Source organism: Bradyrhizobium sp. ORS 278, assembly GCF_000026145.1.
Classification (GTDB): domain Bacteria; phylum Pseudomonadota; class Alphaproteobacteria; order Rhizobiales; family Xanthobacteraceae; genus Bradyrhizobium.
On sequence record NC_009445.1, the window covers coordinates 4,573,747 to 4,596,511 of the forward strand.

The following is a 22,765-nucleotide window of genomic DNA, read 5'->3' on the forward strand; positions in this document are numbered from 1 at the left end:
TGGGCATTTAACGTCACTTGGGCACTTCAAGAGGATCAGCCCCGAACACGACATGAACCCGAGAATCCCGATCTAGAGGATCCTGACATTTCCGCCCGCCACCGCGGTCAGATCACTGATCGTCCCGACGATGCTCAACGTCTCCTTGACCACCTGATGCGCCATGAAGACGTAGTAGCCGGGATTGGTGATCGACAGATCATTGTAGCCGAGCACGCGTAGCCCCAGCCCGACCTTGGCCCGGATCGGGTTGAGCGCCTGGTCGTGGGCTTCCTCGGTGATGCTGAAATCGCTGATGCGCACCGGCAGGATGCGCTTGGCGCCCCAGATGAACAGCGTCAGCGGCGCATCGGCCGGCACGATCTCGATGGTGCCGGCCGCCAGCAGCACGGTGTTGGCGATGACCGTCGCGCTCGACGGATAGGTCAGCATTTCCAGCGCCGACAGCTGCGGATAGATGCCGAGGCTGGTGGCGATGCCGTCGCTCCTTTCGAGCTGATCGACGGCGTCGATCTCGATGTCGACCTTGATCGTCTCCTCGGGCGGCCCGGTGAGCCGCATCGCCTCCGACCGCGCGCCATCGCCACCCGGCGCCCGCGGCTTGATCGAGCGCGTCAGCGTGTCCGGATTGTACTGAAAGACGATCACCGACGGGATGAGACTGGTCGCGCTCACCGAGACGAGCGCGCCTTTGAGGATGCGGGGAGCCAGGGGCGAGGAGGTCATTTGAGTCGATTCTCTGTCGAAGCGAACACGTGATGCTTTTTCCTCGGATTGGACATGGTCGCGCCTATCGATTGTTCGACCGCGAGCTTCGCCAACCTCTTCATGGGCGCGTGACCTTGGTTGGTGCCCCTAGCTTGATCGATGGAGCTGCGATACCGTTTTTGGGACCTGATCCGGGTGTAGCAACTTCGGGTAGGCTGACTTCGACCGTACGAACGTAGACCTCACCATCCTTGACGGCCTGCTGAATTGCCTGCTCGATGTCCGGATCGCCGAAACTGAGCCGTCCTTGCTTGGCTGCGGCGTCGAGGGTCTTCGCCCAATCGCCGTGCGTCGGCTTGGCCGGCTTTGAAGTCCCAGGAGACGTGAAGTCGTTGAGATAGATCTTGGCCTTGCCCCCCTCGACCGTCGCGGTGATTGAATCGACACCGCCAGTGCTCACATTGCCGGGTCGTAAGACGCCCAGCTCTCCGGCGTCGAGCAGCCCGTTGTAACCGTGCGCCTGAGCAACATCAGCCCCGATGGTTCGCGGGAACGCGTGCTGCGCAGATGGATCGGCATTTGGCATTTCCAATGGATCGGGCGAACTACCCGCGCCGGGCGGCTTACGCGTCGTGCGCGCCGTTATCGGATGAGTCTCGCGCCCGGCGCCTGACGATTCGATCTGCTTTCCACCTGACATCCGCGGCTCGATGGTCGACTTGAAAGGCGTTCCCTTCGGCTGAAAACCAAGGGCATCCGCTTGGCTCTTGGGCAGAACTACGTAATCCTTGTTAGGTGGCCTGGTCGCGGAGCCGGCGTTCTTCTTAAAATTCGACGATCCTTCCGACCAATATTCACCCTTGTTGTTGCCTCTGATCTTGACCGCAACCAGCGGGTCCTTGGCGGCGGTCGGAGCGGCATCACTCGGCACCGCAGTTTGCGTTTCTGGTTTCGACGATGCGGTCTTGGGCAAATCCGGCTCGCGTGGTTCAGGCGCTGCAGCTTGTGACTCTGGTGTCCCCGTGTTCGGATCCGCCGTCTTCGCAGGATCTACGGACTTGCTGGGCGCTGACTGCCTGACTGTTGCGTCCGCTTCAACGGCAGGCGGACCGACCCGCTCTGCTCCGGACGCTCCGCGTCCCGAGCGCGAGCCGCCGCCCCGTATTGGCTGCGACGTTAGTTCGGCGCCTTGTCCTACAGAACGTGCGGCAGTTCCCCCGCGCGACGACCGCGCTCCTTCAGCTCGCCCTCCGGGATTAGCCGAGGCTCGAATGTCCAACGCCGAGCCTTTGTCAGCGGCAGTGTTTGGGCCGCCACCAAGATCCGCAGGTTCGACTACTCTTCCTTCTCCGCCTGCAGCCACCGGAAGTTGTTGCCGCTGCGGCTCGGCCTGCGGGGCAGATTGCGCTGCAGCAGCCGCGCGTGCGCGTCGGGCCGAACTGATGGGACGCAGATTATCTGGTGTGCCCGCTTCCGCGGCGACGCCTTCATGGCTTGGCGCAACCCGTGGCTCGGCCTGCACCGGCGGCCCTGACGGCTTTGGCTTCGCCGCGACATCGGGCTTGATGCGCGGCTCAGCCTGCCGGGCGGCCTTCTCCATCGCCGCAGCGCGCGCACGCCTCGCGGCATCGAGATCGTACACATTGTCCGGGGCGGTGCTAGCCGGGGGCTCGGTCGCGACCGCGCCCGGCTCGCCGGTTGCAGCCGGCAGTTGCTGTCGTCCACCGGCGATGGGCCGCTTGACCGAGTCTGGGGAAAGGCTGGGCTCCGGCTGCGAGGGCGGACCTGCCGGCTCCGGTCGCGAGATGCCCGGCGCCGGCTCGGCGGAAGCGGCCGGCGTGACCTGATCGGGTGCGGCTGCTGGAGTCCGCAGCGCAGCGGGCTCGGGTACGACGGCCGGAGGCTCAGCTGCCGCCGTAGGCGAAGGCCCGGGCTCAACCCCATTGGCGGGAGCCGGCTGTGATACGTCCGGGGCAGAGATCTTCGGCTCCACGCCTGCGATGTCCTTCGGCGCCACGCCGGGGGCAACCTCTGGAACGCTTCCGGGACGCGGCGCAAGGATCTTGGCCTGCTCGAGCAGGCCGCGCACACGACCAGACGGCTGCGGCGGCACTTCGACCTGCGGCTTCACTTGGGGCGGCGGCGCGATGTCACCCACCGGGGTGAGCCGGATCTTTCCCTTCAGAGCGCCCGCGATGCCCAACCCGGCGCCAATTCCGGCTCCGATCAGCGCCCCCATCAGAGCGCTGGTCCAATTGATAGTTTCTCCCACCGCGAGACTGCCGACTGCCTCTGCGAGGACGCCGCCGGCGACGTTGATCGCAAACTCCAATCCAATCTTGAGCGCAATCGAGCCGACGCCCTTCAGGATCACGCCACCGGCGCCACCGACCGCCCCACCGATCGCGCCGACGATCATCGCTTTGACAACGCCATCACTCCATTTCTTGCCGTCGATTAGGTTATTGGCGATGGTCGTGACGGCACCGGCTGCGGCACCGAGCGCGGCTCCCAGAAGAACGACACCGACCGGACCGAGAGCCCCCGCGGTGGCGACGGTGATCGCGATCACCGCGATGATGACGATGATGGTGATCGCCCACTTCAGGACCTTCTTCCAACGCGGCTGGACCTTGTCGGCCGCCTCCTTGCCGTATTTGTCCATGTCGGCGTCGAGCTGCGCTTTGCTCCCGCTGCCCCAGAGGCTTGCCAGCATCTGGGCCCGCCCCAGCGCAAAGTTTTCCTCGACCTTGTCTCCAAACGCCTTGAAGTTCTCGCCCGTGGTGCGCGCAGCGTCCGCAAAACCGGTCTCAGCCTGGGTGCCGACATCCTTTGCCGACTTTTCGTCCGCCTTGCCGAGCTTGTCGTATCCGGTGACCGTCTGCTGATTCAACGCCACGGCACCTTTGACGAACGACTCTCGGGTGCCATCGATAGCCTTGATTGCATTCGCACCCACCTGAGCCGCCATGTGCACCGACTGATCACGACCGGTCGCGATCGACTGGACGAGCGCCGGACCGATGGTCTGGATCTTGCCGCCCATGCTGCCCGCTGATGCCGCGGTCTGTCCGCTGATTTCGGCAAGCGACGACGAAAGTTCGTCTGGGTCCGGCGGATTCATCGTAGCGGCGGAGGTTATGAATTCGCCCATCGAGTCGATCAGCCCGTCGGTCGTCTGGGCAACACCATCCGCCATTTCGGACAGACCCGTTGCAACGGAATGATCGAGGGCTTTCACCTGCGTGGCGCTGAAGGCGACCAGTTCGCCGGCCTGCTGGGCCTCGGCAGCGTCGATGGCTTCAGCGGTCTGCTTGCCGCTGCGGCCTGCAGCCAAGCCTAGATCGGCTGCGAGCTTCGCCGAACGCGCCGACGCACTCTTGGCGAATGCGTCGGCACCGTCATTCACCTGCTTGAGCTGGTCATCGAGGCCCCTCTTGGCCTGTCCCGCAATCTCCGTGACCTTGCCAAGCACCTCCGGCTTGCTCTCCGAGAGCTTGTCGGCCTGCTCATCGGCCGACTTCTGGAAGCTCTTGGCATACTCGTCGCCGACCTGGACGGCCGCTTCCGCCGCCGCCTCGAGCCGATCATCATGTAGCGGGCCATCGAGCAGCGTCGATTCGCCATTGCGTTGTCCCAACAACGCTGCCGATTTGCGAGCGGCCGCATCCGTCGCATTGCCTCCAGCCTCTGCGCCGACGCGGCGCATCGGCGGCTTGGCCTTTAGATAGCTCATCCTGATGGACTTGGCCTCGGCATCGGCATGCTTGTCGATCGCCTTGTTCGCACCATCCTTGGCTTTCGAGGCCTGATCCCGCGAGGCTTGAACCGTCTTCGACGTCGATGCGTCACCGTCTTTCTGCTTGCGCACGATCGTGCCCCGCGCTTGCGCGGTCTGCGCCCGGACCTTTTGCCGGGATGCGTCGGCGGAGCCGTGCAAAACGTCCGACTGCGACTTGGTAGCAGCCGTGATTGCCGCAGTGGATGCGCCGAGTTCGCTCAACACAGGTGCCGTCAGCTCACGCGCAGGCGTGATGATCGCCTCGACATGAGTCCCCACATCTTTCAGGAATGCGTTGGCTGCCGTCAGGCTGCGTTGCCGGAGCGCCCGGCGCTCACCATCCTCGACCTTGCCAGGCTCAACATCACGAAACCGGATCTCCGCGCTACGGCGCTCCGCCAGCTTCGCAAGCTGAGCCTCGAAGCTTGCCTGAGCGGCCTGAGCCGCCATGATCGCCTCCGACGCGGGTGACTCTGCCGCTCCCTTGCGTTGGCCTGTTTGTTCGGCTTCGCCTTCGTCAGGTGCCTTGCCAGCCTCCGCCGTCGCCTGACCCGCATCGGCTTCGGCAGTCCGGACGAGCGCCTGTATCCGGGCTGCGGATTTCATCGTAGCATCGCTTGACGCGTCCTGCCCGGACGAAACAGCGGTCTCCGCCCTCGGAGCTGCCGCCGCCGGAGCGCTGTCGTCGGCCGTCGTCAGCGACGGTTGTACGTCCACCGATGACGGCGTCTTGGCCTGTTCGGGCGACGTGGTTGGCGGCATCTCCGACGGCCCTGCCCCATCCAGAGCCCGCCGCGCGATGACGTTGGGCCGCTGCTGGACCGTATGCGCCAGTTCATGCGCGATCAGTCTCTGGCCCGCGGTCGCATTCGGCTGAAAGTGGTGCTGGCCGAAATAGATGTTCTGGCCGTGGGTAAAGGCCTGCGCCCGAACCGACGAAGCCGCCTCGGCCGCGGCGGGACCGGCGTGAATACGCACGGTGCTGAAGTCGTGACCGAGGCGCTGCTCGTAGAAGGTCCGCTGCTCCGGCGGCAGTGGGCGGCCCTCGGGCGCGGCCGCCGCGATCCGCTCATCGACGCCAGCCGGCGCGTGGGGTGTTGCGCCCTGCTCGGCCCGAGCCTGGATGCGCCGCGGCGATGGTGACAGTCCTGCGGCCGATTGCAGAGGTGTCGCGCCGACCGCCTGCTCGGCGCGCTCCGCCTCGCGCTCATGGACATCGTCGGCCGGGCCAACCCGCAATCGTGATGGCGGCAACGACGGCGTCGGGGACGACCACCCGCGCCCAACCGCGCCTTCGGCATGGGACCGCGAGGCGCCATGCTGCCTGACGCGGTTGCTCTCTCTTGCCGCACGATCGGCGGAGGCTGGCACAGACAGGCTGGCGCGCTTGCTCATCGCGGCCCCCCTGGTCCCGGCGGCATCGGCAGCACCTGTGGCCTGCCGGACCGTACCGGGCGCGACCCGGCAGCGCTCGGCGTCAACCCGCCATGGATGGCCCGGGCGATCTGGATGCCCACCGCTTCGGGCGAGGCATCGGCCGCCACGCTGACCTGGCCGACGTCGAGGCGGTGGCCGTCCGCAGGCCGCCCGCTTGCGGCGAGCGACCGCCAGGCCTCGGCGCCGGCGAGCAGCCGGCCGAGCTCGCGTTGCATCGCGTCCGCCACCGCATGGCGGTCGATCCCCGCAAAGCCGTGCAGCACGAGCTCGCCAATGCGGAGCGTGCAACCCGGTCTCTCGCTGGCCCGCAGCTCCGTCACGTCAGCTCCAGCCTCCGATCTCGCTGTCCGTCAACGGCCGCTCCAGCTTGGCATATTCGGCGCGGGCTGCGCGCAGCAGATGCGCCATCGTCACCGGCCGGTCCTCGTCGGCCGCGACGAAGGCGGCCCCGAGCGCGATGTTGCGGATGTTGCCGCCCGAGACGTTCAAGCGCGCAAGGCTGTCGACGTTCAGTGCCGCCATGGGCGTCGTCGACGGGAAGACGCGCCGCCAGATTTCGGCGCGCTCGGCAAAATCGGGGAATGGGAACTGCACGACGAAGCGGATGCGGCGCATGAAGGCGGGATCCAGCGCCTGTTTCATGTTGGTCGTGAGGATGGCCAGGCCTCGATAGGCTTCCATCCGCTGCAACAGATAGCTCACCTCGATGTTGGCGTAGCGGTCGTGACTGTCCTTGACCTCGCTGCGCTTGCCGAACAGGGCATCCGCCTCGTCGAACAACAGCACGGCGCCGGCGGTCTCGGCCGCATCGAACACGCGGCGCAGGTTCTTCTCCGTCTCGCCGATATATTTGCTGACGATCTGGCTGAGATCGATCCGATACAGATCCAGCCGCAGCTCGTTCGCCATGATCTCGGCGGCCAGGGTCTTGCCGGTGCCGCTGGGCCCGGCAAATAGCGCCGAGATCCCAAGACCGCGGCTGCTCTTGGCTGCGAAGCCCCAGAGGTCATGCACCCGCGAGCGCTGCCGCACATTGACGACAATGTCGCGCAGGATCTGTTTCTGGAAGGGTGGCAGCACGAGGTCGTCCCAGGTCGCGGATGTCTCCACACGCTGCGCCAGGTCGTCGAGCCGGCTACGCGCCTGGGCGCGGCAGGTCTCCCACAATGCAGCGACGTCAGCGGTGGTCATCGGCTCAGCGCCGCGCGCCCGCATCGCGCTGATGTTCACGATCGCCGCGGCGCCGAGGTGGAACTGATTGACCAGCCGGTCGATGCAGGCCTGCAGCGTGACGTCCACCTCGGTGCCGTCCTCGCCGGAATCTCGCTTCTCATCAGCGCCCAGGGCATGGCGCCACAGCGCCGCCTGGTCCGTCCGGTCCGGCTTCTTCACGTCGAACCGCGGCAGCGCATGTCCCGCCAGCCGCAGCGGCTCGCGCCCGGCCAGCAGCAGCGCCACATCGGCGCGCTCCACGAAGGCCGCAATCGCTCGCTCGCCCTCGTCCTGTTCGCTGTCGTCGAGTACGATCAGCAGACCGCTTCCGGCCAGCGCAGCCTCGCGCTGCCACAAACGCGTCAACAGCTCGCGCTCGGCCGAAAGGCGCGGGATCTCGTGGCCGCGGATGACGCGCATGTCGAGCCCGCGCAGCGCGAACGCGGCCGCCGCGAGCTCGGTCAGGCCTGCATCATCCTCGCCGACGAGCTGGATCGCCGGAAGGGCGTCGCCTCGCGTGTCGGCGGCGGTCCACAGCGCGACGATGCGGTCGGCAACGACACGATGCGCGGCCAACAGCCCCGCTTCGGACGGCCGGTGCGGCCGCGTCGCCGACTGCAGCCGCTCGTCGGTATAGGATACTCCGGCGAGGAAATGCAGGATGCGCTCGTCGATCCGCAGCGGCGCGCTGACCAGGTTGTCGCTCGGCCCCGCCTCGATCATCTTCCAATAGCGCAGCGGACCGCTTGGCGTGATCGCACTCCAGTGACTGTCCGGCAACGCCGCAAGCGCCATGCTGAAGGTCGGATTGCTGCGCCCTGCCGCCTCGCGGCACAGCGCGGCGAAGGAAGAATCGAGCTCGACGCCCGCGCACAGCACCAGCAGGTCGCGCTCGAACGGCGTCAACCGGAAGCGCTCGACCAGGATCTCGAGCGCGGCTCCCGCCGCGGGATCGGGGGCCGGCAGCGCGTCGCGGCCCGGGCCTGCGCCATTCGCCGCTGGCATTTGCAGATGCAGCTGCAGCGCCTGCCGCACCCGCGCCAGCATCGCGGTGAGGTAGGCCTGGTTCTGCATCACCCAATCATGACCATGGACCGTCATGGAACCGTTCCTTTGGGGCCGATCGGCACGCGATTGGGATCGAGCTGCAACGCGCTCTCGGCGCCGTCGATGCGAACGCGGACCAGATAGTCGCCGGCCGCGACGCCGCTGACCGGAAAGGTCAGCTGGGCCGCCGGAGCGGCGCGCGGGGTCAAGGCGGCGAACGTGTAGATCGTCTCCTGCTGCTGCAGCAGTTCGAGCGTCGCGAGCTGATCCGCGCCGACAGGTGGCGACACGCCGACGGTCACCGAGGCGGAGCGCGGAGCGGCGCCCGCGCCCTGCACATTGGTGATGGCGATGTCGGGTTTGCCGGCCGTCTGGGTGATCGCAGGATGAACGACGAAGGTGCCGAGATTGGACCGGACGGCCATGCGCGGCGTGCCCGCCGGATCGAACCTGACGCCTTGCACGACCTGCGCGCGATGGGGACCGGCACTGAGCATGGCCGGGACGTTGATGGTGATGTGATCGCTGCTGATGTCCGTGAGAGCGACCTGCGCCTGGTCAACCAGCACCTGGGTCGCCTGCCCCTGCAGATCGACCCCGGCAATGCGCACGGGATCACCCGGACGGATCGGAACGCCTTCGCCCGCGTCGGCCACGACTTGACGAATGAAGGGCTGGCGCAACGGAACGGCGGCGAGGTTAAAAGCGCGCGTCGGCAGCGCCGGTTGCGGCTTGAGCTGGCGCTCGACCAGCACCACCGAGGCCTTGTAGGCGACCGACAGAACATATTGCACCTGAAGCAGAACCGACCACAGCCGCGACAGCTCCTCGAGCGACATGGTCAGCGGCGTGAATCGCACCAGCTCCGGCTGCCGGGCGAGATCGGATTGTGCGAGAAACGCCTTGGACGCATCCGCCACCACGGCCTCGATCTGCGCCCGGGTGATCATTGGCTGGCTGTGCAGGAACGCTAGCGTGCTGCCCATCAGACGCTGCGGTTCGAGGGTCAGGTCGTCACCATAGAAGCTGAGCAGATAATGCAGATCGAGGGCGATCTGCGGGCGCTGCACGAGGCCTCCCTCCGAGCGCCGCGTCGGGAGATCGAGATTACTGCGATGCGGATTCTGGCTGACCTGATAGAGATAGATGTTCACGCCCGCAGTCGGCAGATGGGTGTTGGTGCCCTCGGCCGGGCGCACCGTCGAGACGGTGGCGCCGGCGATGTCGGCCTGGATCGCCGCCTGCAGCGCCCGCTGCAGCGTCGCGGTGACGGTTGCGATGGCGCGGAAATCACTCATCCGGCTTTGTCACGCTGCTTGAGATAGTCATCGAGCGACGTCATCGGCCGCGCGCTCGGCTTTCGCTCGGCGACGGCCGGCGGAGCATAGACGGCACGCACCTCGACGCGCCCGATCGTGATTTCGACCCGCGGCATGGATGGCTGCTGCGGCATGGTCGGCGGCTGTCGCGTGGCACCGGGCTCACGCGACGGAGCGGCCGTCGGGCGCAACCCAGCGGCTCGCTCCAGCGTACCGGGCTGCGAGGGTCGCGCCGTCGTGGACGACTCTTGGCGCTGCGGCGACATCGTCACGGCCGCATGCGTACGCGGCGGATCGGGCCGGCGCAGCGGCGCCGTCTCTTGCGCGATCTGCTGTCCTGCGATCGCCGGCCTCACGGAGGCCGCGGCATCGGCAGACCGGTCTGGATACGGCCTTGCTTGCGGGCTGCGGTCTCTGGACGCCGGCAGGACCGGCGGCACCTCATCGTCGCGCGGCGTCGGCGCGGACGATGCCGTCGCCGACGTCGCAGTCGAGGCTGCCGCCAGCGACGCATCGGCCTCGCTCGGCAGACGAGGCTGGGGAGCATCGGCGAGGCGGCGGGCTGAAGGGGCAGCATCGCGGCCAGCCAGCCAGCGGTGCACGGCAGGCGTGCGCCGCGGAGCCTCAGCGGTCATCGCCTCTTCGTCCCTCGGCACCGGTGCGACCGGCTCGGCGGCGCCGGATGACGGCGAGGGCCAGCGCTCCAGCAGATCCTCGATCGTTTCGAGGTCGAACCGGGCTCCCTGCGGACGCGGCTCATGGCGGCTGCGACGCCGCGGCCGGACGACACCGGGCGGCAGCGTCGGTGGGCTCGCGCCGCGCGCGCCCTCCGCCTCTGTCGTATCGACCGAACGCCCCGCCGGCGGTTCGACCCGGAGAGCCGTGCGCACGCTGCGTTCGACCAGTGATTCCATGAGCGACGTCATTGTCCAATCAGCTCCCGGTAACGCCGACGACGCTGGGCTCCGAGCGCGACGATCTCGGCCTCGCTCCATCCGTAATGAGAGGCCAGGACATGGATCTCGTGCAGCATGCCGCGCGCCCAGACGTCGAGCTCGCTCCACAGGAAGCTCACGACGTCGAACGGCGAACGCCAGGCCTGCGCACAGGCCGGGCACTCCAGCTGCAGGTCGATCTCGGCGAGAGGATCGACCTCTGCCGAAGTTGTGGCGATCGCAGCGCTCAGCGCCTGCAGAACGTCGCTCGGCACTTCGTCGTCATCCGTCTCGACCAGGCACTGCCGGATCAGCCAATCGCTGCGCGCCGCGGTGTCCGCATCGGCGGCACCGACGTCGCCCAGGGCGGCGAGATCAGCGGCCGTCGGCAATCGATACACGATGCGACGTCCCCCATGCTCGAGCACGAAGCGATTGGCGATGGCTGCAGCTCCGGGGTCCGGCATGTCCGCGCGGATGGTCGAAACGGGAAAGTTCGTCTCCAGCGCGGTGCCACAATGTGGGCATTCCGCTTGCGCCGCGAGCTCAGTCCCGAACAGGCGCTCGAACAGGCCGAGCAGCGCCGCGTCACGTCGCCCGACTGGCCACTGTGCCAACGCCGCCACTGCGAGCCCGGGCTGCGCGATCGCGAGCAGGATCAGGCCACGGGCGCCGGGCGACGCATCGCAACCGTGCTCCCACGCCTGAAGCAGCGCGGCTGTGGGGACCGTGATCTCATCGTGCGTGGCCATGACGCCTGCCTCACATGCGATCCATAGCGGGAGGAATCGACCAGCATCCGGCCCCGGATGCTCGATTCACTGGCGCGGGCTGCGACATCGGGCGGAGACCTGCGCTATTGCGGCACGGTGAAGCTCGGCTCCGACGGCTCGCTGACGTCGACGTCGCGCTCCCATCCTTCATTCTCGAGCTTGATGCTCTGGATCAGCACGGCGTTGGCATTGGCATCGAGATCGGCCTCGGCCTGGAATTCCGAAACCCAGCAGCGATAGATCTTGTAGGCGATCGCGAGCTGCCCGGCCTCGTTATAGACCTCGACGATGATGTCCTTGCGGAAGTCCTTCAGCGAGACCTCCTGCCCGAGGCCAGCGCCGAAGTTCCAGACCTTGTTGGCCCACTGCTCGAACTCCTTGTCATGGGTGACGCCGCGTTCGAGCGTGAGAGCCTCGTATTCGGACCGCCCGGGCGATTTGCGCGAGCTCGACGGATCGCCGCCCTCGCGGTGCTTGACGACCTCGGTGGTGCGCTTAAGCGCGCCGACCTTGCTGACGCCTGCGACATATTTGCCGTCCCACTTCACGCGAAATTTGAAATTCTTGTAGGGATCGAAACGCTGCGCATTGACGCTGAAAGAAGCCATTGGATCTCTCCTCAGGTGGCAATCTGGCCGGCCATCTGCTGGATGCTGATGATGACGAATTCAGCCGGCTTCAACGGCGCAAATCCCACCAGCACGTTCACCACGCCGCGGTTGACATCGTCGTCGGTCGTGACCTCGCCGTCGCATTTGACGAAGTAAGCGTCGCGCGGCGATGATCCCTGGAACGCGCCCTGTCGGAACATCGTGTGCATGAAGGCCCCGACATTGAGCCGGATCTGCGCCCAGAGCGGCTCGTCATTCGGCTCGAACACGACCCATTGCAGGCCGCGATAGAGGCTTTCCTCGATGTAGAGCGCGGTGCGCCGGACCGGAATGTATTTGTACTCATCGGCCAGCTGATCGGCGCCTCGGAGCGTCCGTGCGCCCCAGACCACACGCCCGGCCGCCGGGAACGAGCGCAGGCAGTTGATGCCGAGCTGATTGAGCTGGCCGTTCTCGGCGTCGGTCAGCACCATGCGCAGTTGCGGCACGCCGTTCAACCCTGCGTCGAGACCGGCGGGCGCCTTCCAGATGCCGCGCGTCGCATCGGTCCGCGCGAACACGCCCGCGACGGCGCCGCACGGCACGAACTCGCCGACCTGATTGTTGAGCAGCGGGTCGGGTATCCGCAGCCGCGGAAAGAACAGCGCCGCATTGCGGCTGCGCGTTCCGACGAAATCATTGCCGGTGTCGGTAAACTTCGCTTGCGCGGTGGCGACGTCGACCCAGTTGCTCGGTGGGTCGACAAGCAGCATCGCACGCCGCTGCTCGCAATAGGCCGCGGCCAGCGAGATCAGGCCGGTCTCGACGTCATTGCTCGCCGTGTAGGGTGGGATACAGAGCAGATTGATGAGATCAGCCTTTTCCAGCGCATAGAGGCCGCGCTTCTGCGCCTGGGCCTGGGCCGGATTGAAATTATCCTTCAGCGTCAGAGGCAGGCCATCATTGGCGGCCATCGCCGCCTTGGCCGTGGTCACAGCTTGCTGGGCTGTATTGATGTCGTTCGGGACCGGCGGATTGGCCGCATTGGCTGCCGCAAGCTGCTTCAATGCCTTCGTCACGTCGTCATCGGCGGCCGCGATGGTCGGCAACGGATTGGGCGGCCATGCGCCGCTCCAGCGCACCAGCTTCGACTGCGCCCGCAGCACATTGTCGATGCGCTGCGGGCCATCCTTGACGGTCAGATTGCGGAAGACTTCCCGCGCCACCACGCGCTCGGAGGCATCGACCTCGGTCACCGTCAGGTTGAACAGATCCTGCGGCGTGAGCCCGAGCCGCGCTGCCACGTCGGCGGACACGGCTGTGTCGATGCTGGCGCGCAAGCCCGCACCCCAGGTGCCCTTGTCGCTCGCCTCGAGGCGGAACGTGCCGACATTCATCTTGCTCCTGGCCGGCCTGGCGTTGGCTGTCGTGTCCTCATTGTAGAGGCGCACCACGATCGCCTGGCCGCCGCCATTGAGGAAGAAGTCCCGGACCGCGTAGCCGAGCGAGCTTGCGCCCCATAAGCCCCCGAAAATACGTTCGAAGTCGCCGTAACTGTTGATCAGCACCGGCTCATTGTCGGGGCCGTACAGCGTCCGCCCGATGAATGCGGTGACCGAGGTGGCCACGCCGGTGATGGTGCGGACACCGCTCGGGATTTCCTGAACATAGACTCCGGGATAGCTGACCTGAACTGGCATCGAGCCTCCTCCTCCGCTTCCTCGGAGTGCGTGACTGGATTGGTCAAAATCAACGGTCGCAGTGATCGGTCGTCGCAGAAATCAATCGTTGTAGATGATCGTCGCAGGCATGAGCTGTCATCGATCGGTCAAATAAGATCGATCGAACTCTGTAGGACGTAAAAGCGAAAAGTCGCTCGAGACGGCTGCGCGGTTACACCCCGGCGCATACCAAGATCGCACTCTCCTCGGAGCGCCGATATGCGGCGCCTGTTCCTCGGCTGCGGCCTTGCCAGCCGCCTTCTGTCAACACTACCTTAGGTTAGTTCGTGTCTTTGGATCAAGTCAATCGTGTTCGTCGTTTCTGTAGTGGTCGCGTACAACAGCCGCTCGTCGATACGGGTAACAACCATCCACTTCATTGGTATCGCGACCCTTGAACCGGTTCATGGCGATGTACGACCTTGCAGTCGTTTCATGGTGTCACTGTTCCTGTGACAGTTCATGCGCGGTCCGCGAGATCGCATCGCGACGCACGCTCCGGTAAGTTCGCACCGCGATCGCGAGCCTGGTCGAACGATGTTAGATGCTGGACAGCACGGTGACGCTCAGCGACTCTTTGGCGCAGATGGCTGGAGCGATGCTATGATCCGAGAGCGCTTCCAGACTTCGTTGTATCGGCAAACAAAACGGCCGACGCTGCTTGCGTCCCGCGTTCCGTCGACGATCTGCGGCGGGCAATGTCGCGGAGAAACGCAGGGGCCTCGACGAGTTTTCGCATTGAACGGATCAGACAAAGTGCGGCGGTCACGCATAGAAAGCCTTGTGCATTGTCACCGCAAGCGACGTCGTTGCACCATGACCACGCGCCGTCGTGAAGACCTCTTGTGCGAAGCCATCGCTACGGCACGGACCTTCACATCGAAAACACGCGACTCCGCAAGGATAGGCCAATCCTCGCGGAGCACTGGTATTTCTCCAAAGGAGATTGCGACGCCTAGGCTGGTGAAACGACCACTTCACGAATTTCGATGCCGACGCCGCGGGCGCGGATGTCTGCGGCCTCACCGCTGCTGACGTCGAGCACGAAGCCGGCATTTTCGCGGCTTAGCCGGAGCTCGATCAGCTGACCCTGCCGGCGCCAGTCGGCCGTCTCGCCGTCGTCGACATAGAGGCAGCCTGCGCTGCCCTGATCGGGCGCGCCGAACACGACCGCTGTCAGTCCTGCTTCGTCCTCGACCGGAACGATCGCGCCGGCGCGGGCGAACAGCGGCAGGCGGCCGAGCGGCGCCGCGACGGTGATGCGGCGTCCGCCCTCGAACGGCGTGCCGTCATGCCAGTCGTACCAGCCGCCGGGGTGAACCGGCAGATAGAGCTCGCGCGTTGTCGCGCCCTCCTCGAGCACGGGAGCGACGAGCAGATGCGGGCCGAGCATGAAGGCATCCTCGATCCCGGCCGCGATCGGATCGGACGCAAAGTCCCACAGCAGCGGCCGCACCGCCGGCATGTCCTCCACCGCCGCGCGCCACATCTGCGTGTAAAGATACGGGATCAGACGATGGCGCAGTTCCAGGACGGAGCGCACCTCGGGCAGCACGCCGGGGTGCATCCAGGGCGTGCTGAAGTTGCCGTCCTCCTTCCAGGAGTTCATCACCATGCGCGGCCAGAGCGCGCAGAACTCGACGAACCGGCACAGCAGCTCCGGTCCCGGCGACGGTCCGTGGAAGCCGCCGACATCGTGGCCGATGTTGTAGAGCCCCGACAGGCTCATGTTCAGGCCCTGGGTGAGATTGTAGCGCAGCGTCTTCCAGGCGGTCTCATTGTCGCCGCTCCAGGTCTGGCCGTAGCGGGCGATGCCGGCGCCGCCGGCGCGCGTGATCGTGTAGGGGCGCTTGCCTGAATCGTGCGCGGCCTGGGTCTCGTAGGCGAGCTTGTGCATCAACAGCGCCTGCGCCGGGCGGGCGAGCGCCTGCGGGAACGGCCTGCCGTCGCCGGCGCACACCGCGTCCTCGTCCCAGATCTCGTATTCGTTGTTGTCGCTCCACATCGCTGTCACGCCAAAGCCGAGCAGCGCGTTGCGGATGCCGTCGGCCCACCATCGTCGCCCCTCGGGGTTGGTGAAGTCGACATGGAAGCCCAGCCCGTCCCAGAATTGCGCGATGGCCGGCGCGCCGGTCTCGCCATCGGCGACCAGGATGCCGCGCGCTCTGGCCTCATCGAGCCGGGGATGATCATCGAGCAGGCAGGGCTTGATGTTGGTGACCGGCTGCATGCCCGCCGCCTTGAGCCGCGCCATCGTCGCGGCCGGATCGGGAAACTTGTCGCGATTCCAGTTGAAGACGTAGCGGCGCTTGCCAATCGAGGTGTAGCCCGAGCCGAAATGGAAGCTGTCGCAGCGGATGCCGTGACGCTCGCAATCGGCAATGAAGGCGGTGATGCGCGCATCCGCGTCGGGCGCATCCGCGATCGTCATCGTCGTCATCGCGAAGCCGAGCGTCCAGCGCGGCGCGAAGGCCTGTCCGCCGGTCAGCCAGGAGAACCGTCGCGTCACGTCGGGCACGGTCGGGCCGGCGAGCACGTAGTAGTCGAGATCGCCATCCTCGGCGCGATAGAGGCGGAACAGGCCGTGATAATTGTCGATCGTGCAGCCGAGGTCGACCGCGCCGAGCGCGAGATTGTCGTAGAACACGCCATGGGCGCCGCGCGCGCCATCGACGATGACAAACGGCAGCATCTTGTACAGCGGGTCCGACAGTTCGGCGTCGAAGCCGCAGGGATCGACGGCGTCGATGGCGAAGCGCCGGCCGGTGCGATCGAGCGGGCCGGCCTTGTCGCCGAGGCCGTAATGGCGCTCGTCCTGGTGACGCTCCATCGCGTGTATCAGGGCGCCGGAATTGCGCGACAACAAATAGGCCTGGGTCGGGCGATCGCGCAGGAACGGCTGGGACTCGCCATGGCGATACCACGCGATGCCGAATGGATCGAGCTTCACTTCCGCGCGGAGGCCGGCTGTCGCGAGTGTGACGACGCCGCCCTGCTCCGTCACCACCACAGCCGGATTGGCAAAGCCCGAGACGTCGTCGCGCTGCCGTCCCTCGAATGGCGGCTCGGTGCGGTCGGGGGCGATCGCCCAGCCGCGATCGAGCCGGTAGCCCTCCGGCCGTTGCAGGGTGACGCGGCCGATGTCGCGCTCGAGGATTGCGACGCGCAGCGTGGCGAGAACAGACGTCGTCGCCGCGGTCGCAAGCTCGAACAGCGCGGCGCCGTCATGGATGCCGCGGAAGCGGCCATGAGTGAGGGCTTTCATGAGATCAGGCTCCGGGTCGATCGGGGCCGGCAAGAGCCGCGCCGGTCGCGTCGAACAGATGCAGATGGTCGGGCGAAAAAAGGATCGCGACGGCATCGCCGCGACGCAGCCGCGACTGGCCGTGCTGGCGCAACGTGATCTGTGGCAGGCCGGGCGCCGCCGCCGAGATGAAGGTCTCGCCGCCGAGCTGCTCCACGAGATCGACGCTCAGCGTCAGCATGCCGGCGTCCGGTGCAATCTCGACATGCTCGGGACGGATGCCGAGCGTCACGCTCTGGCCTGCGGCGAGACCCGAGGCCGGCCGCTGCAGCGCGATCTCGCGGTCGCCGATGCGGAGGCGGAGCGTGCCGTCGTCGGCTGCGACTGTCGCGGGCAACAGGTTCATGCGCGGCGAGCCGATGAAGCCGGCGACGAACAGGTTCGACGGATGATTGTAGAGCTCGAGCGGCGTGCCGATCTGCGCGATCCGGCCGGCATTGAGCACCACGATCCGGTCGGCGAGCGTCATCGCCTCGACCTGGTCGTGGGTGACATAGATCATCGTGCCGCCGATCTCGGCATGCAGCGCCGCGAGCTCCTTGCGGGTCGCGACGCGGAGCTCGGCATCGAGATTCGACAATGGCTCGTCGAACAGGAAGATCTTCGGATCGCGCACGATCGCCCGGCCGATAGCGACGCGCTGGCGCTGGCCGCCGGACAGCGCCTTGGGCTTGCGATCGAGATAGTCGGTGAGCCGCAGCATCGCGGCGGCACGGCCGACCCGCGCCTCGATCTCGGCCGGCTTGAGCCCCATATTCTCGAGCGCGAAGGCCATGTTCTTGCGCACGCTCATATGCGGATACAGCGCATAGGACTGGAACACCATCGCAAGCCCGCGCTCCGACGCAGGCAGATGGGTGACGCGCGCGCCGTCGATGTAAATCTCGCCGCCGGTTACGGTCTCCAGGCCGGCGATGACACGCAGCAGCGTCGACTTTCCGCAGCCGGAGGGGCCGACGAAGACGACGAACTCGCCATCCCGGACGGCGAGATCGATGCCGTGCAGCACCTCGACGGGGCCGAAGGACTTGCGCGCGCCGGTGAGTTTCAGGTCAGCCATGGCTCAGCGTCCGATTGCTCATTTCATGCCGGTCGAGCCGATGCCCGTGGTGATGAAGCGCTGCAGGAACACGAACACCAGCGCGACGGGCGCGAGCGTCACGACCGTCATCGCCAGCAGATAGTGCCACTGCGTCTGCAATTCGCCCTGGAAGGCGTTGAGCGCGATCTGCAGCGTGTACACCTCGGTCTTGGTCAGCACCGCGAGCGGCCACAGGAATTCGTTCCAGCGCCACATGATCGAGAAGATCGCCAGCACCGCCAGCGCCGGAAGGGTCAGCGGCATCACAATGCGCCAGTAGATCTGCCATTCGGATGCCTTGTCCATCCGCGCGGCCTCGATCAGGTCTTTCGGCAAGGTCAGCATGTATTGCCGGAGCAGGAACACCCCGGTCGGCGTCGCGGCGCCCGGCAGGATCACCGCCCATAGCGAGTTGGCGAGACCGAGCTCGGTCACGACCAGATAGACCGGCACCAGGACGATGGTGATCGGGATCATCAGCGTGCCGATCACCGCAAGCGTGGCAGCCTGCTTGCCGGGGAATGCGTAGACGGCGAGCGCATAGGCGGCCATCGAATTGATCAGCAGCGTGATCAGCGTGGCGACTGCGGTCACGAACACCGAGTTGAACAGGAAGCGCAGGAAGGCGAAGCGCTGCAGCGGCTCGGTGTAGTTCGCGGTCGCGAAGGCAACGCGGCGCACCGGCTCGCGCTTGTCGATCGCGACGCGGAACTGCTGCAACGGGTCTTCGGGATCGACCATCTGGGCGATCAGCCCGACGCGCCGCAATTGCGCGAGCTCGCGCACCGATCCGTCGGGCAGCGTCGCACGGAACAGCGGCAGCGGCTGCGGCTGGCCGGCGACCTGGACCTCGACCTGGGCCGACGGCAGCAGCGACGGCGGAAACTCCAGCAGCGCGCTTGGCGTCTTGAACGACGACAGCACCAGCCACACTACCGGGCCAAACATCAGGACGACGCCGAGCGCGAGATAGGCGTAGGCGGCGATGTCGGTCCAGTGCAGCTTTCGTCCGGGACCGCTGCGACGCTGACCAAGCAGGCTCAAAAGGCGCATGGCTCAGACCTCCTTCCGCCGCGCAGCGGCGAATTGCAGCAGCGTCAGGATGAACAGCACGATTCCGAGCACCACCGAGGCGGCGGCGGCGAGGCCGAAATTCTGCACCTGGCTGGCGAAACCGGTCTCGTAGATGTACTGCACGATCATCAGCGTGGCCGTGCCGGGACCGCCGCCGGTGAGCACGAACACCTCGTCGAAGGTCTGCGCGCCCTTGATCAGCGCGAGCACGATGACCACGATCATGTTCGGCCACAGCAGCGGCAGCGTGATGTGCGTCAGCACGCGCCAGCGCGGCGTCGCGTCCATCTCCGCCGCCTCGTAGAGATCGGCCGGGATCGCCTGCAGGCCGGCGAGCAGGATCAGTGTGTAGAAGCCCATATGCGCCCACACTGATACGAACACTGCCCAGAACATCGCCCAGCCGGGGTCGACGAAGAACAGGATCTTTTGGCCGCCCAACGTCGTGATCGCGGCATTCAGGAGGCCGTCGCGCTGCAGGATCCACTTCCAGATCAGGGCGACGACCACCGGCGACAGCAAGACCGGGAAGAAGTAGACCGCGCGGAAGAAGCCGCGGGCGCGGATCTTCATGTTCAGGACCAGCGCCGTGACGAGCGACAGCAGCACCATCGCCGTCACCTGGAACAGCACGAACTCCACGGTGTTGGCGACGCCGCGCCAGAAATGATCCTCGCGGCAGCTCGCGGGATCGAGATAGGAGCCGCAGTCGAACAGATAGGAAAACTGCTCGGCGCCGACATAGGGCCGCTGCGACGGAAACAGCGCCACCCCGCCGGTCACCGAGAACACCAGGTTGATGCCGATCGGCAGGAACACGAACAGGCCGAAGAACACGAAGTTGGGCAGCAGGAATGCATAGGCCATGCGGCGCGCGCCGATCAGCCGCTGCAGCGCGCGCATCGGCGGATCGAGCAGCCGCAGCGCGAGCTCCACCGGCAGTAGCGCGACGCGGCCGAGCCATCCGACGGCGCCCGCTACGCGGCCGGGCTGCGGCGCTGCAGCCGATGGCGCGTCCGGCATCGTGACGATTCCCGGCTGTGAGTTCGCCGCACTCACTTCTTGTTGCGCTCGGCGATCTGCTGGCTGACGTCGGCGGTGATGCGCTTGTAGGCTTCATCGAGCGTCGTCTCGCCGGAGACGGCCTGGCCGAGCCGGCTGATGACGGCGTTGAAGATGATGCGGCTGTTGATGTAGCCCTGGGTACGATAGGCCAGCGGCGAGATCTGCGCGGCGCTGGCAGTGAACACCTTCAGCGCGGCGGCGGCCTCGGGGCTCGCGGTCGGATAGTCGACGCCCTTCTTTGCAAGACCGAGATGGCCGGGCACGAACAGCGTGCGGGCGTAGAACTCCGCCAGCACCGGCTCGCTCGCCAGATACTCCATCAGCCGCGCGACCTCCTTCGGATGCTGCGTCGACTTGAACGCGATCAGACCGGCGCCGCCCGGCATGCTGCTGCAGCCGCCGGGACCGCAGGGGTTGGGCACCGCCACCCAGTCGAACGCATTGCCGACGGTCTTGGCGAACTGCGCGATCTGCCAGGAGCCGGACAGATACATCACCACCTGCGCGTTCTTGAACTCGTCATTGGCGCCGCGATACGCGGTGCCCGACACCGAGCCCCACAGCTCCTTCGACATCACGCCGGACTTGTGCCAGTCGTATATCAATTGCGCGGCCCGCTTGAATCCGTCGTCGACGACGTCGGGCTCGCCATTGGCCGCGAACACCTGCGCGCCCTGCGACATCGCCAGCGCGTAGAATCTGTGGCCAGAGCGGTCGAGCGCGAGCGGGAACGGCGCCTGCACCTTGGCCGCCACCTCCTTCACCGCCTTCGCCCAATCCTCCCACGTCGCCCTGTCGCCGGGCGTCGGAACGCCGGCCTGCTCGAACAGTGTCTTGTTGACGAACGGGCCGGTGACGGTGAGCTGGGTCATGAAGCCAGGGATCGCCTGGGTGTCGCCGGCCGGACGCATCCAGGCGAGGAACGGGCCGAAATTCGCGTCCCAATAGCCGGGGTCCTTGAGCAGCGGGCGCATGTCGAGCGCGTAGCGCGACAGCCCGCCCATATCCACGACCCGCGCCATGTCCGGTCCCTGGCCGGAGGCGAGCTGCACAGGCAGGTTCTCGTTAATCGCCTTGTACGGCACCTGGTCGAGGACGACCTCGATGTCCTTGTTCTGGTCGTGGAAGCGCTTGAGCAGGTCGGTCATGACCTCGCCCTCGTTGCCGTCGGAGTACCACGCCATGCGCAGCGTCACGGTCTCGGCCCAAGCAGGCCCGTTGAGCGCGGTCGCCCACAGCACCGACAACAGAACTGACGTGATGAGCGGCGTCATGGCACGCATGATTGTTTCTCCCCTGATGAGGCGCCGGCTTGCTGACACCTTCGCAGCCGAGCCGCGACGGGTTCGTCGAAGCCAGCTGCGGCGCCGGCGTTTCCTCAAGCGTCCACTCGGCTGAGCCGGACGCTTTTCTCGAGCTTGGCAAACGTTTGCCAATGCGTCAAGCCTGGTCTAGCCTGCGCCCGAGAGCTGATGCCGGCGCGTCGAGCGCCCGACGGCTGACGCCAATGACAGGCGAAACCGGAGCTGACGGAGAGCGATGCCCGACGACGTCTCACTTGCCACCGTTGCCGTCAAAGCCGGCGTGTCGGTTTCGACCGTGTCGCGGATCGTCAACGGGCAGACGCACCGCGCCTCGGCGGCGACGGTGATGCGGGTGCGCGAGGCGATCGCGGCGGTCGGCTATCGGCCGAACCCGGTCGGTCGGGCGCTCAAGCGCCGCCAGAGCCAGCTGGTGGCGATGATCGCGGCCAATCTCGACAACCCTGCGATGGCCACCATCGCGAGCTCCACGGAAGCCGCGCTGCGCGAGGCCGGCTATGTCATGGTGCTGTGCGACACCCATGACCGGCCGGAGCTGCAGGACGAATATCTCGCGGCAATGCGAGCGCAGATGGTGAGCGGCTACGTCCTGGTTGCGGCAGTGCCGAGCCCCGGCCTCGCCGAGCTGTCGGCATCGGGCGCGCCGGCCGTGTTCGTGAACCGCAGGAATCCGCAGGGCGCCGGCCCGTTCGTCGGCATCGACGATCGCGCTGCGGGCGCCGCGGTCGCCGATCATTTCGCCGATCGCGGCCTGCGGAGGCCGGGCGTGGTGTTTCCGCGGCTGGGCTCTTCGGCCTCGCGCGACCGCGTCGCCGGCTTCCTCGCGCGGCTGCAGGCGCGCGGCTATGGCGATGACGCGATCATCCGCGAAGGCGGCGACGGACGGTCGCATCTCGAAATCGGCTACGATGCCGCCGCGCGCGTGCTCGCGCGGAGCCAGAGGCCGGACGCCCTGCTCTGCGTCAGCGACCAGATCGCCTATGGCGTGAACCGCCGCGCCCGCGAGCGCGGCCTGACCATTCCTGCGGATTGCGATCTTGTCAGTATCGACGGCACGCCGCTCAACCGATGGGTCGCGCCGTGGCTGACATCTGTCGAGATTCCTTACGCGATCTACGGCGCCGAAATCGTCGCCGGCCTGCAAATGCTATGGCAGGGCGGAACGTTCGGCGAGCGCCTGCTTGCCTACAGGTTCGCGTAAGGCGCGGCCGGCCGCCGCAAAGGTTCGCCCTGCCTCTGCGATTGTTCACATCTGACGCGCGCCGGCATCGACGCGGAGATCGGCGGTGCTGGCATGATATCGGCTCCGTCCCTTCGCGAGTTCAGGCGATTTTCGCTCGACCAAACCCCCGAGGAAGATGCTTCACCTTGACAAATCGCACATTCGGAACAAAAA

General features: G+C 66.5%; 15 protein-coding genes. 1 reads left to right on the forward strand and 14 read right to left on the reverse strand.

From position 1 onward, the window contains the following. Positions 1 to 72: 72 nt before the first annotated feature. The 14 genes from BRADO_RS20405 to BRADO_RS20470 form a co-directional block, all read right to left on the reverse strand. Positions 73 to 726: a hypothetical protein gene (locus tag BRADO_RS20405; protein WP_011927244.1), complete on the reverse strand. Its 654-nt coding sequence runs from the start codon at positions 724 to 726 to the stop codon at positions 73 to 75. Positions 727 to 826: 100 nt separating this feature from the next. Further along, positions 827 to 5,884, reverse strand: coding sequence for a DUF4157 domain-containing protein (locus tag BRADO_RS33345; protein WP_083794928.1), 5,058 nt, complete (start codon positions 5,882 to 5,884; stop codon positions 827 to 829). Then, a complete protein-coding gene (locus tag BRADO_RS20415) occupies positions 5,881 to 6,246 on the reverse strand; it encodes a hypothetical protein (RefSeq protein ID WP_041756766.1) in 366 nt (121 codons plus the stop codon). Before BRADO_RS20415 ends, BRADO_RS33345 begins: the two co-directional genes overlap by 4 nt. 1 nt (position 6,247) lies before the next feature. Beyond that, positions 6,248 to 8,239, reverse strand: a complete 1,992-nt coding sequence (locus BRADO_RS20420) for an ATP-binding protein (RefSeq protein ID WP_011927246.1) — start codon at positions 8,237 to 8,239, stop codon at positions 6,248 to 6,250. Continuing rightward, a complete protein-coding gene (locus BRADO_RS20425) occupies positions 8,236 to 9,483 on the reverse strand; it encodes a DUF4255 domain-containing protein (protein WP_011927247.1) in 1,248 nt (415 codons plus the stop codon). The genes BRADO_RS20420 and BRADO_RS20425 overlap by 4 nt, the downstream gene beginning before the upstream one ends. Beyond that, positions 9,480 to 10,418: a hypothetical protein gene (locus tag BRADO_RS20430; RefSeq protein ID WP_157872589.1), complete on the reverse strand. Its 939-nt coding sequence runs from the start codon at positions 10,416 to 10,418 to the stop codon at positions 9,480 to 9,482. The genes BRADO_RS20425 and BRADO_RS20430 overlap by 4 nt, the downstream gene beginning before the upstream one ends. A gap of 8 nt (positions 10,419 to 10,426) precedes the next feature. Next, complete coding sequence (locus BRADO_RS20435) at positions 10,427 to 11,191, reverse strand: hypothetical protein (protein WP_011927249.1); 765 nt, start codon at positions 11,189 to 11,191, stop codon at positions 10,427 to 10,429. A gap of 104 nt (positions 11,192 to 11,295) precedes the next feature. Next, the gene (locus BRADO_RS20440) at positions 11,296 to 11,820 is read right to left on the reverse strand and encodes a phage tail protein (RefSeq protein ID WP_011927250.1); all 525 of its coding nucleotides are present in this window, start codon (positions 11,818 to 11,820) and stop codon (positions 11,296 to 11,298) included. Between the two features lie 11 nt (positions 11,821 to 11,831). Next, entirely contained in the window at positions 11,832 to 13,502 is a 1,671-nt protein-coding gene (locus tag BRADO_RS20445) for a phage tail sheath C-terminal domain-containing protein (protein WP_011927251.1), read from the reverse strand. Positions 13,503 to 14,478: 976 nt separating this feature from the next. Then, entirely contained in the window at positions 14,479 to 16,788 is a 2,310-nt protein-coding gene (locus BRADO_RS20450; protein ID WP_011927252.1) for a TIM-barrel domain-containing protein, read from the reverse strand. Positions 16,789 to 16,792: 4 nt separating this feature from the next. Next, positions 16,793 to 17,887, reverse strand: a complete 1,095-nt coding sequence (locus BRADO_RS20455; RefSeq protein ID WP_011927253.1) for an ABC transporter ATP-binding protein — start codon at positions 17,885 to 17,887, stop codon at positions 16,793 to 16,795. A gap of 18 nt (positions 17,888 to 17,905) precedes the next feature. Further along, entirely contained in the window at positions 17,906 to 18,961 is a 1,056-nt protein-coding gene (locus tag BRADO_RS20460) for a carbohydrate ABC transporter permease (protein WP_011927254.1), read from the reverse strand. Between the two features lie 3 nt (positions 18,962 to 18,964). Further along, the gene (locus BRADO_RS20465; protein WP_244423070.1) at positions 18,965 to 19,885 is read right to left on the reverse strand and encodes a carbohydrate ABC transporter permease; all 921 of its coding nucleotides are present in this window, start codon (positions 19,883 to 19,885) and stop codon (positions 18,965 to 18,967) included. A 152-nt stretch (positions 19,886 to 20,037) separates the two neighbouring features. Further along, the gene (locus BRADO_RS20470; RefSeq protein WP_011927256.1) at positions 20,038 to 21,330 is read right to left on the reverse strand and encodes an ABC transporter substrate-binding protein; all 1,293 of its coding nucleotides are present in this window, start codon (positions 21,328 to 21,330) and stop codon (positions 20,038 to 20,040) included. A gap of 256 nt (positions 21,331 to 21,586) precedes the next feature. Here BRADO_RS20470 and BRADO_RS20475 point away from each other — a divergent pair, with 256 nt between their 5' ends. Beyond that, the gene (locus tag BRADO_RS20475) at positions 21,587 to 22,570 is read left to right on the forward strand and encodes a LacI family DNA-binding transcriptional regulator (RefSeq protein ID WP_011927257.1); all 984 of its coding nucleotides are present in this window, start codon (positions 21,587 to 21,589) and stop codon (positions 22,568 to 22,570) included. The last annotated feature ends 195 nt before the right edge of the window (positions 22,571 to 22,765 follow it).

Bases quoted from the DNA above. Each gene is read 5' to 3' on its own strand.
- BRADO_RS20405 (WP_011927244.1), bottom strand. From the start codon at position 726: ATGACCTCCTCGCCCCTGGCTCCCCGCATCCTCAAAGGCGCGCTCGTC.
- BRADO_RS33345 (WP_083794928.1), bottom strand. From the start codon at position 5,884: ATGAGCAAGCGCGCCAGCCTGTCTGTGCCAGCCTCCGCCGATCGTGCG.
- BRADO_RS20420 (WP_011927246.1), bottom strand. From the start codon at position 8,239: ATGACGGTCCATGGTCATGATTGGGTGATGCAGAACCAGGCCTACCTC.
- BRADO_RS20425 (WP_011927247.1), bottom strand. From the start codon at position 9,483: ATGAGTGATTTCCGCGCCATCGCAACCGTCACCGCGACGCTGCAGCGG.
- BRADO_RS20430 (WP_157872589.1), bottom strand. From the start codon at position 10,418: ATGGAATCACTGGTCGAACGCAGCGTGCGCACGGCTCTCCGGGTCGAA.
- BRADO_RS20435 (WP_011927249.1), bottom strand. From the start codon at position 11,191: ATGGCCACGCACGATGAGATCACGGTCCCCACAGCCGCGCTGCTTCAG.
- BRADO_RS20440 (WP_011927250.1), bottom strand. From the start codon at position 11,820: ATGGCTTCTTTCAGCGTCAATGCGCAGCGTTTCGATCCCTACAAGAAT.
- BRADO_RS20445 (WP_011927251.1), bottom strand. From the start codon at position 13,502: ATGCCAGTTCAGGTCAGCTATCCCGGAGTCTATGTTCAGGAAATCCCG.
- BRADO_RS20450 (WP_011927252.1), bottom strand. From the start codon at position 16,788: ATGAAAGCCCTCACTCATGGCCGCTTCCGCGGCATCCATGACGGCGCC.
- BRADO_RS20455 (WP_011927253.1), bottom strand. From the start codon at position 17,887: ATGGCTGACCTGAAACTCACCGGCGCGCGCAAGTCCTTCGGCCCCGTC.
- BRADO_RS20460 (WP_011927254.1), bottom strand. From the start codon at position 18,961: ATGCGCCTTTTGAGCCTGCTTGGTCAGCGTCGCAGCGGTCCCGGACGA.
- BRADO_RS20465 (WP_244423070.1), bottom strand. From the start codon at position 19,885: ATGCGCGCGCTGCAGCGGCTGATCGGCGCGCGCCGCATGGCCTATGCA.
- BRADO_RS20470 (WP_011927256.1), bottom strand. From the start codon at position 21,330: ATGCGTGCCATGACGCCGCTCATCACGTCAGTTCTGTTGTCGGTGCTG.
- BRADO_RS20475 (WP_011927257.1), top strand. From the start codon at position 21,587: ATGCCCGACGACGTCTCACTTGCCACCGTTGCCGTCAAAGCCGGCGTG.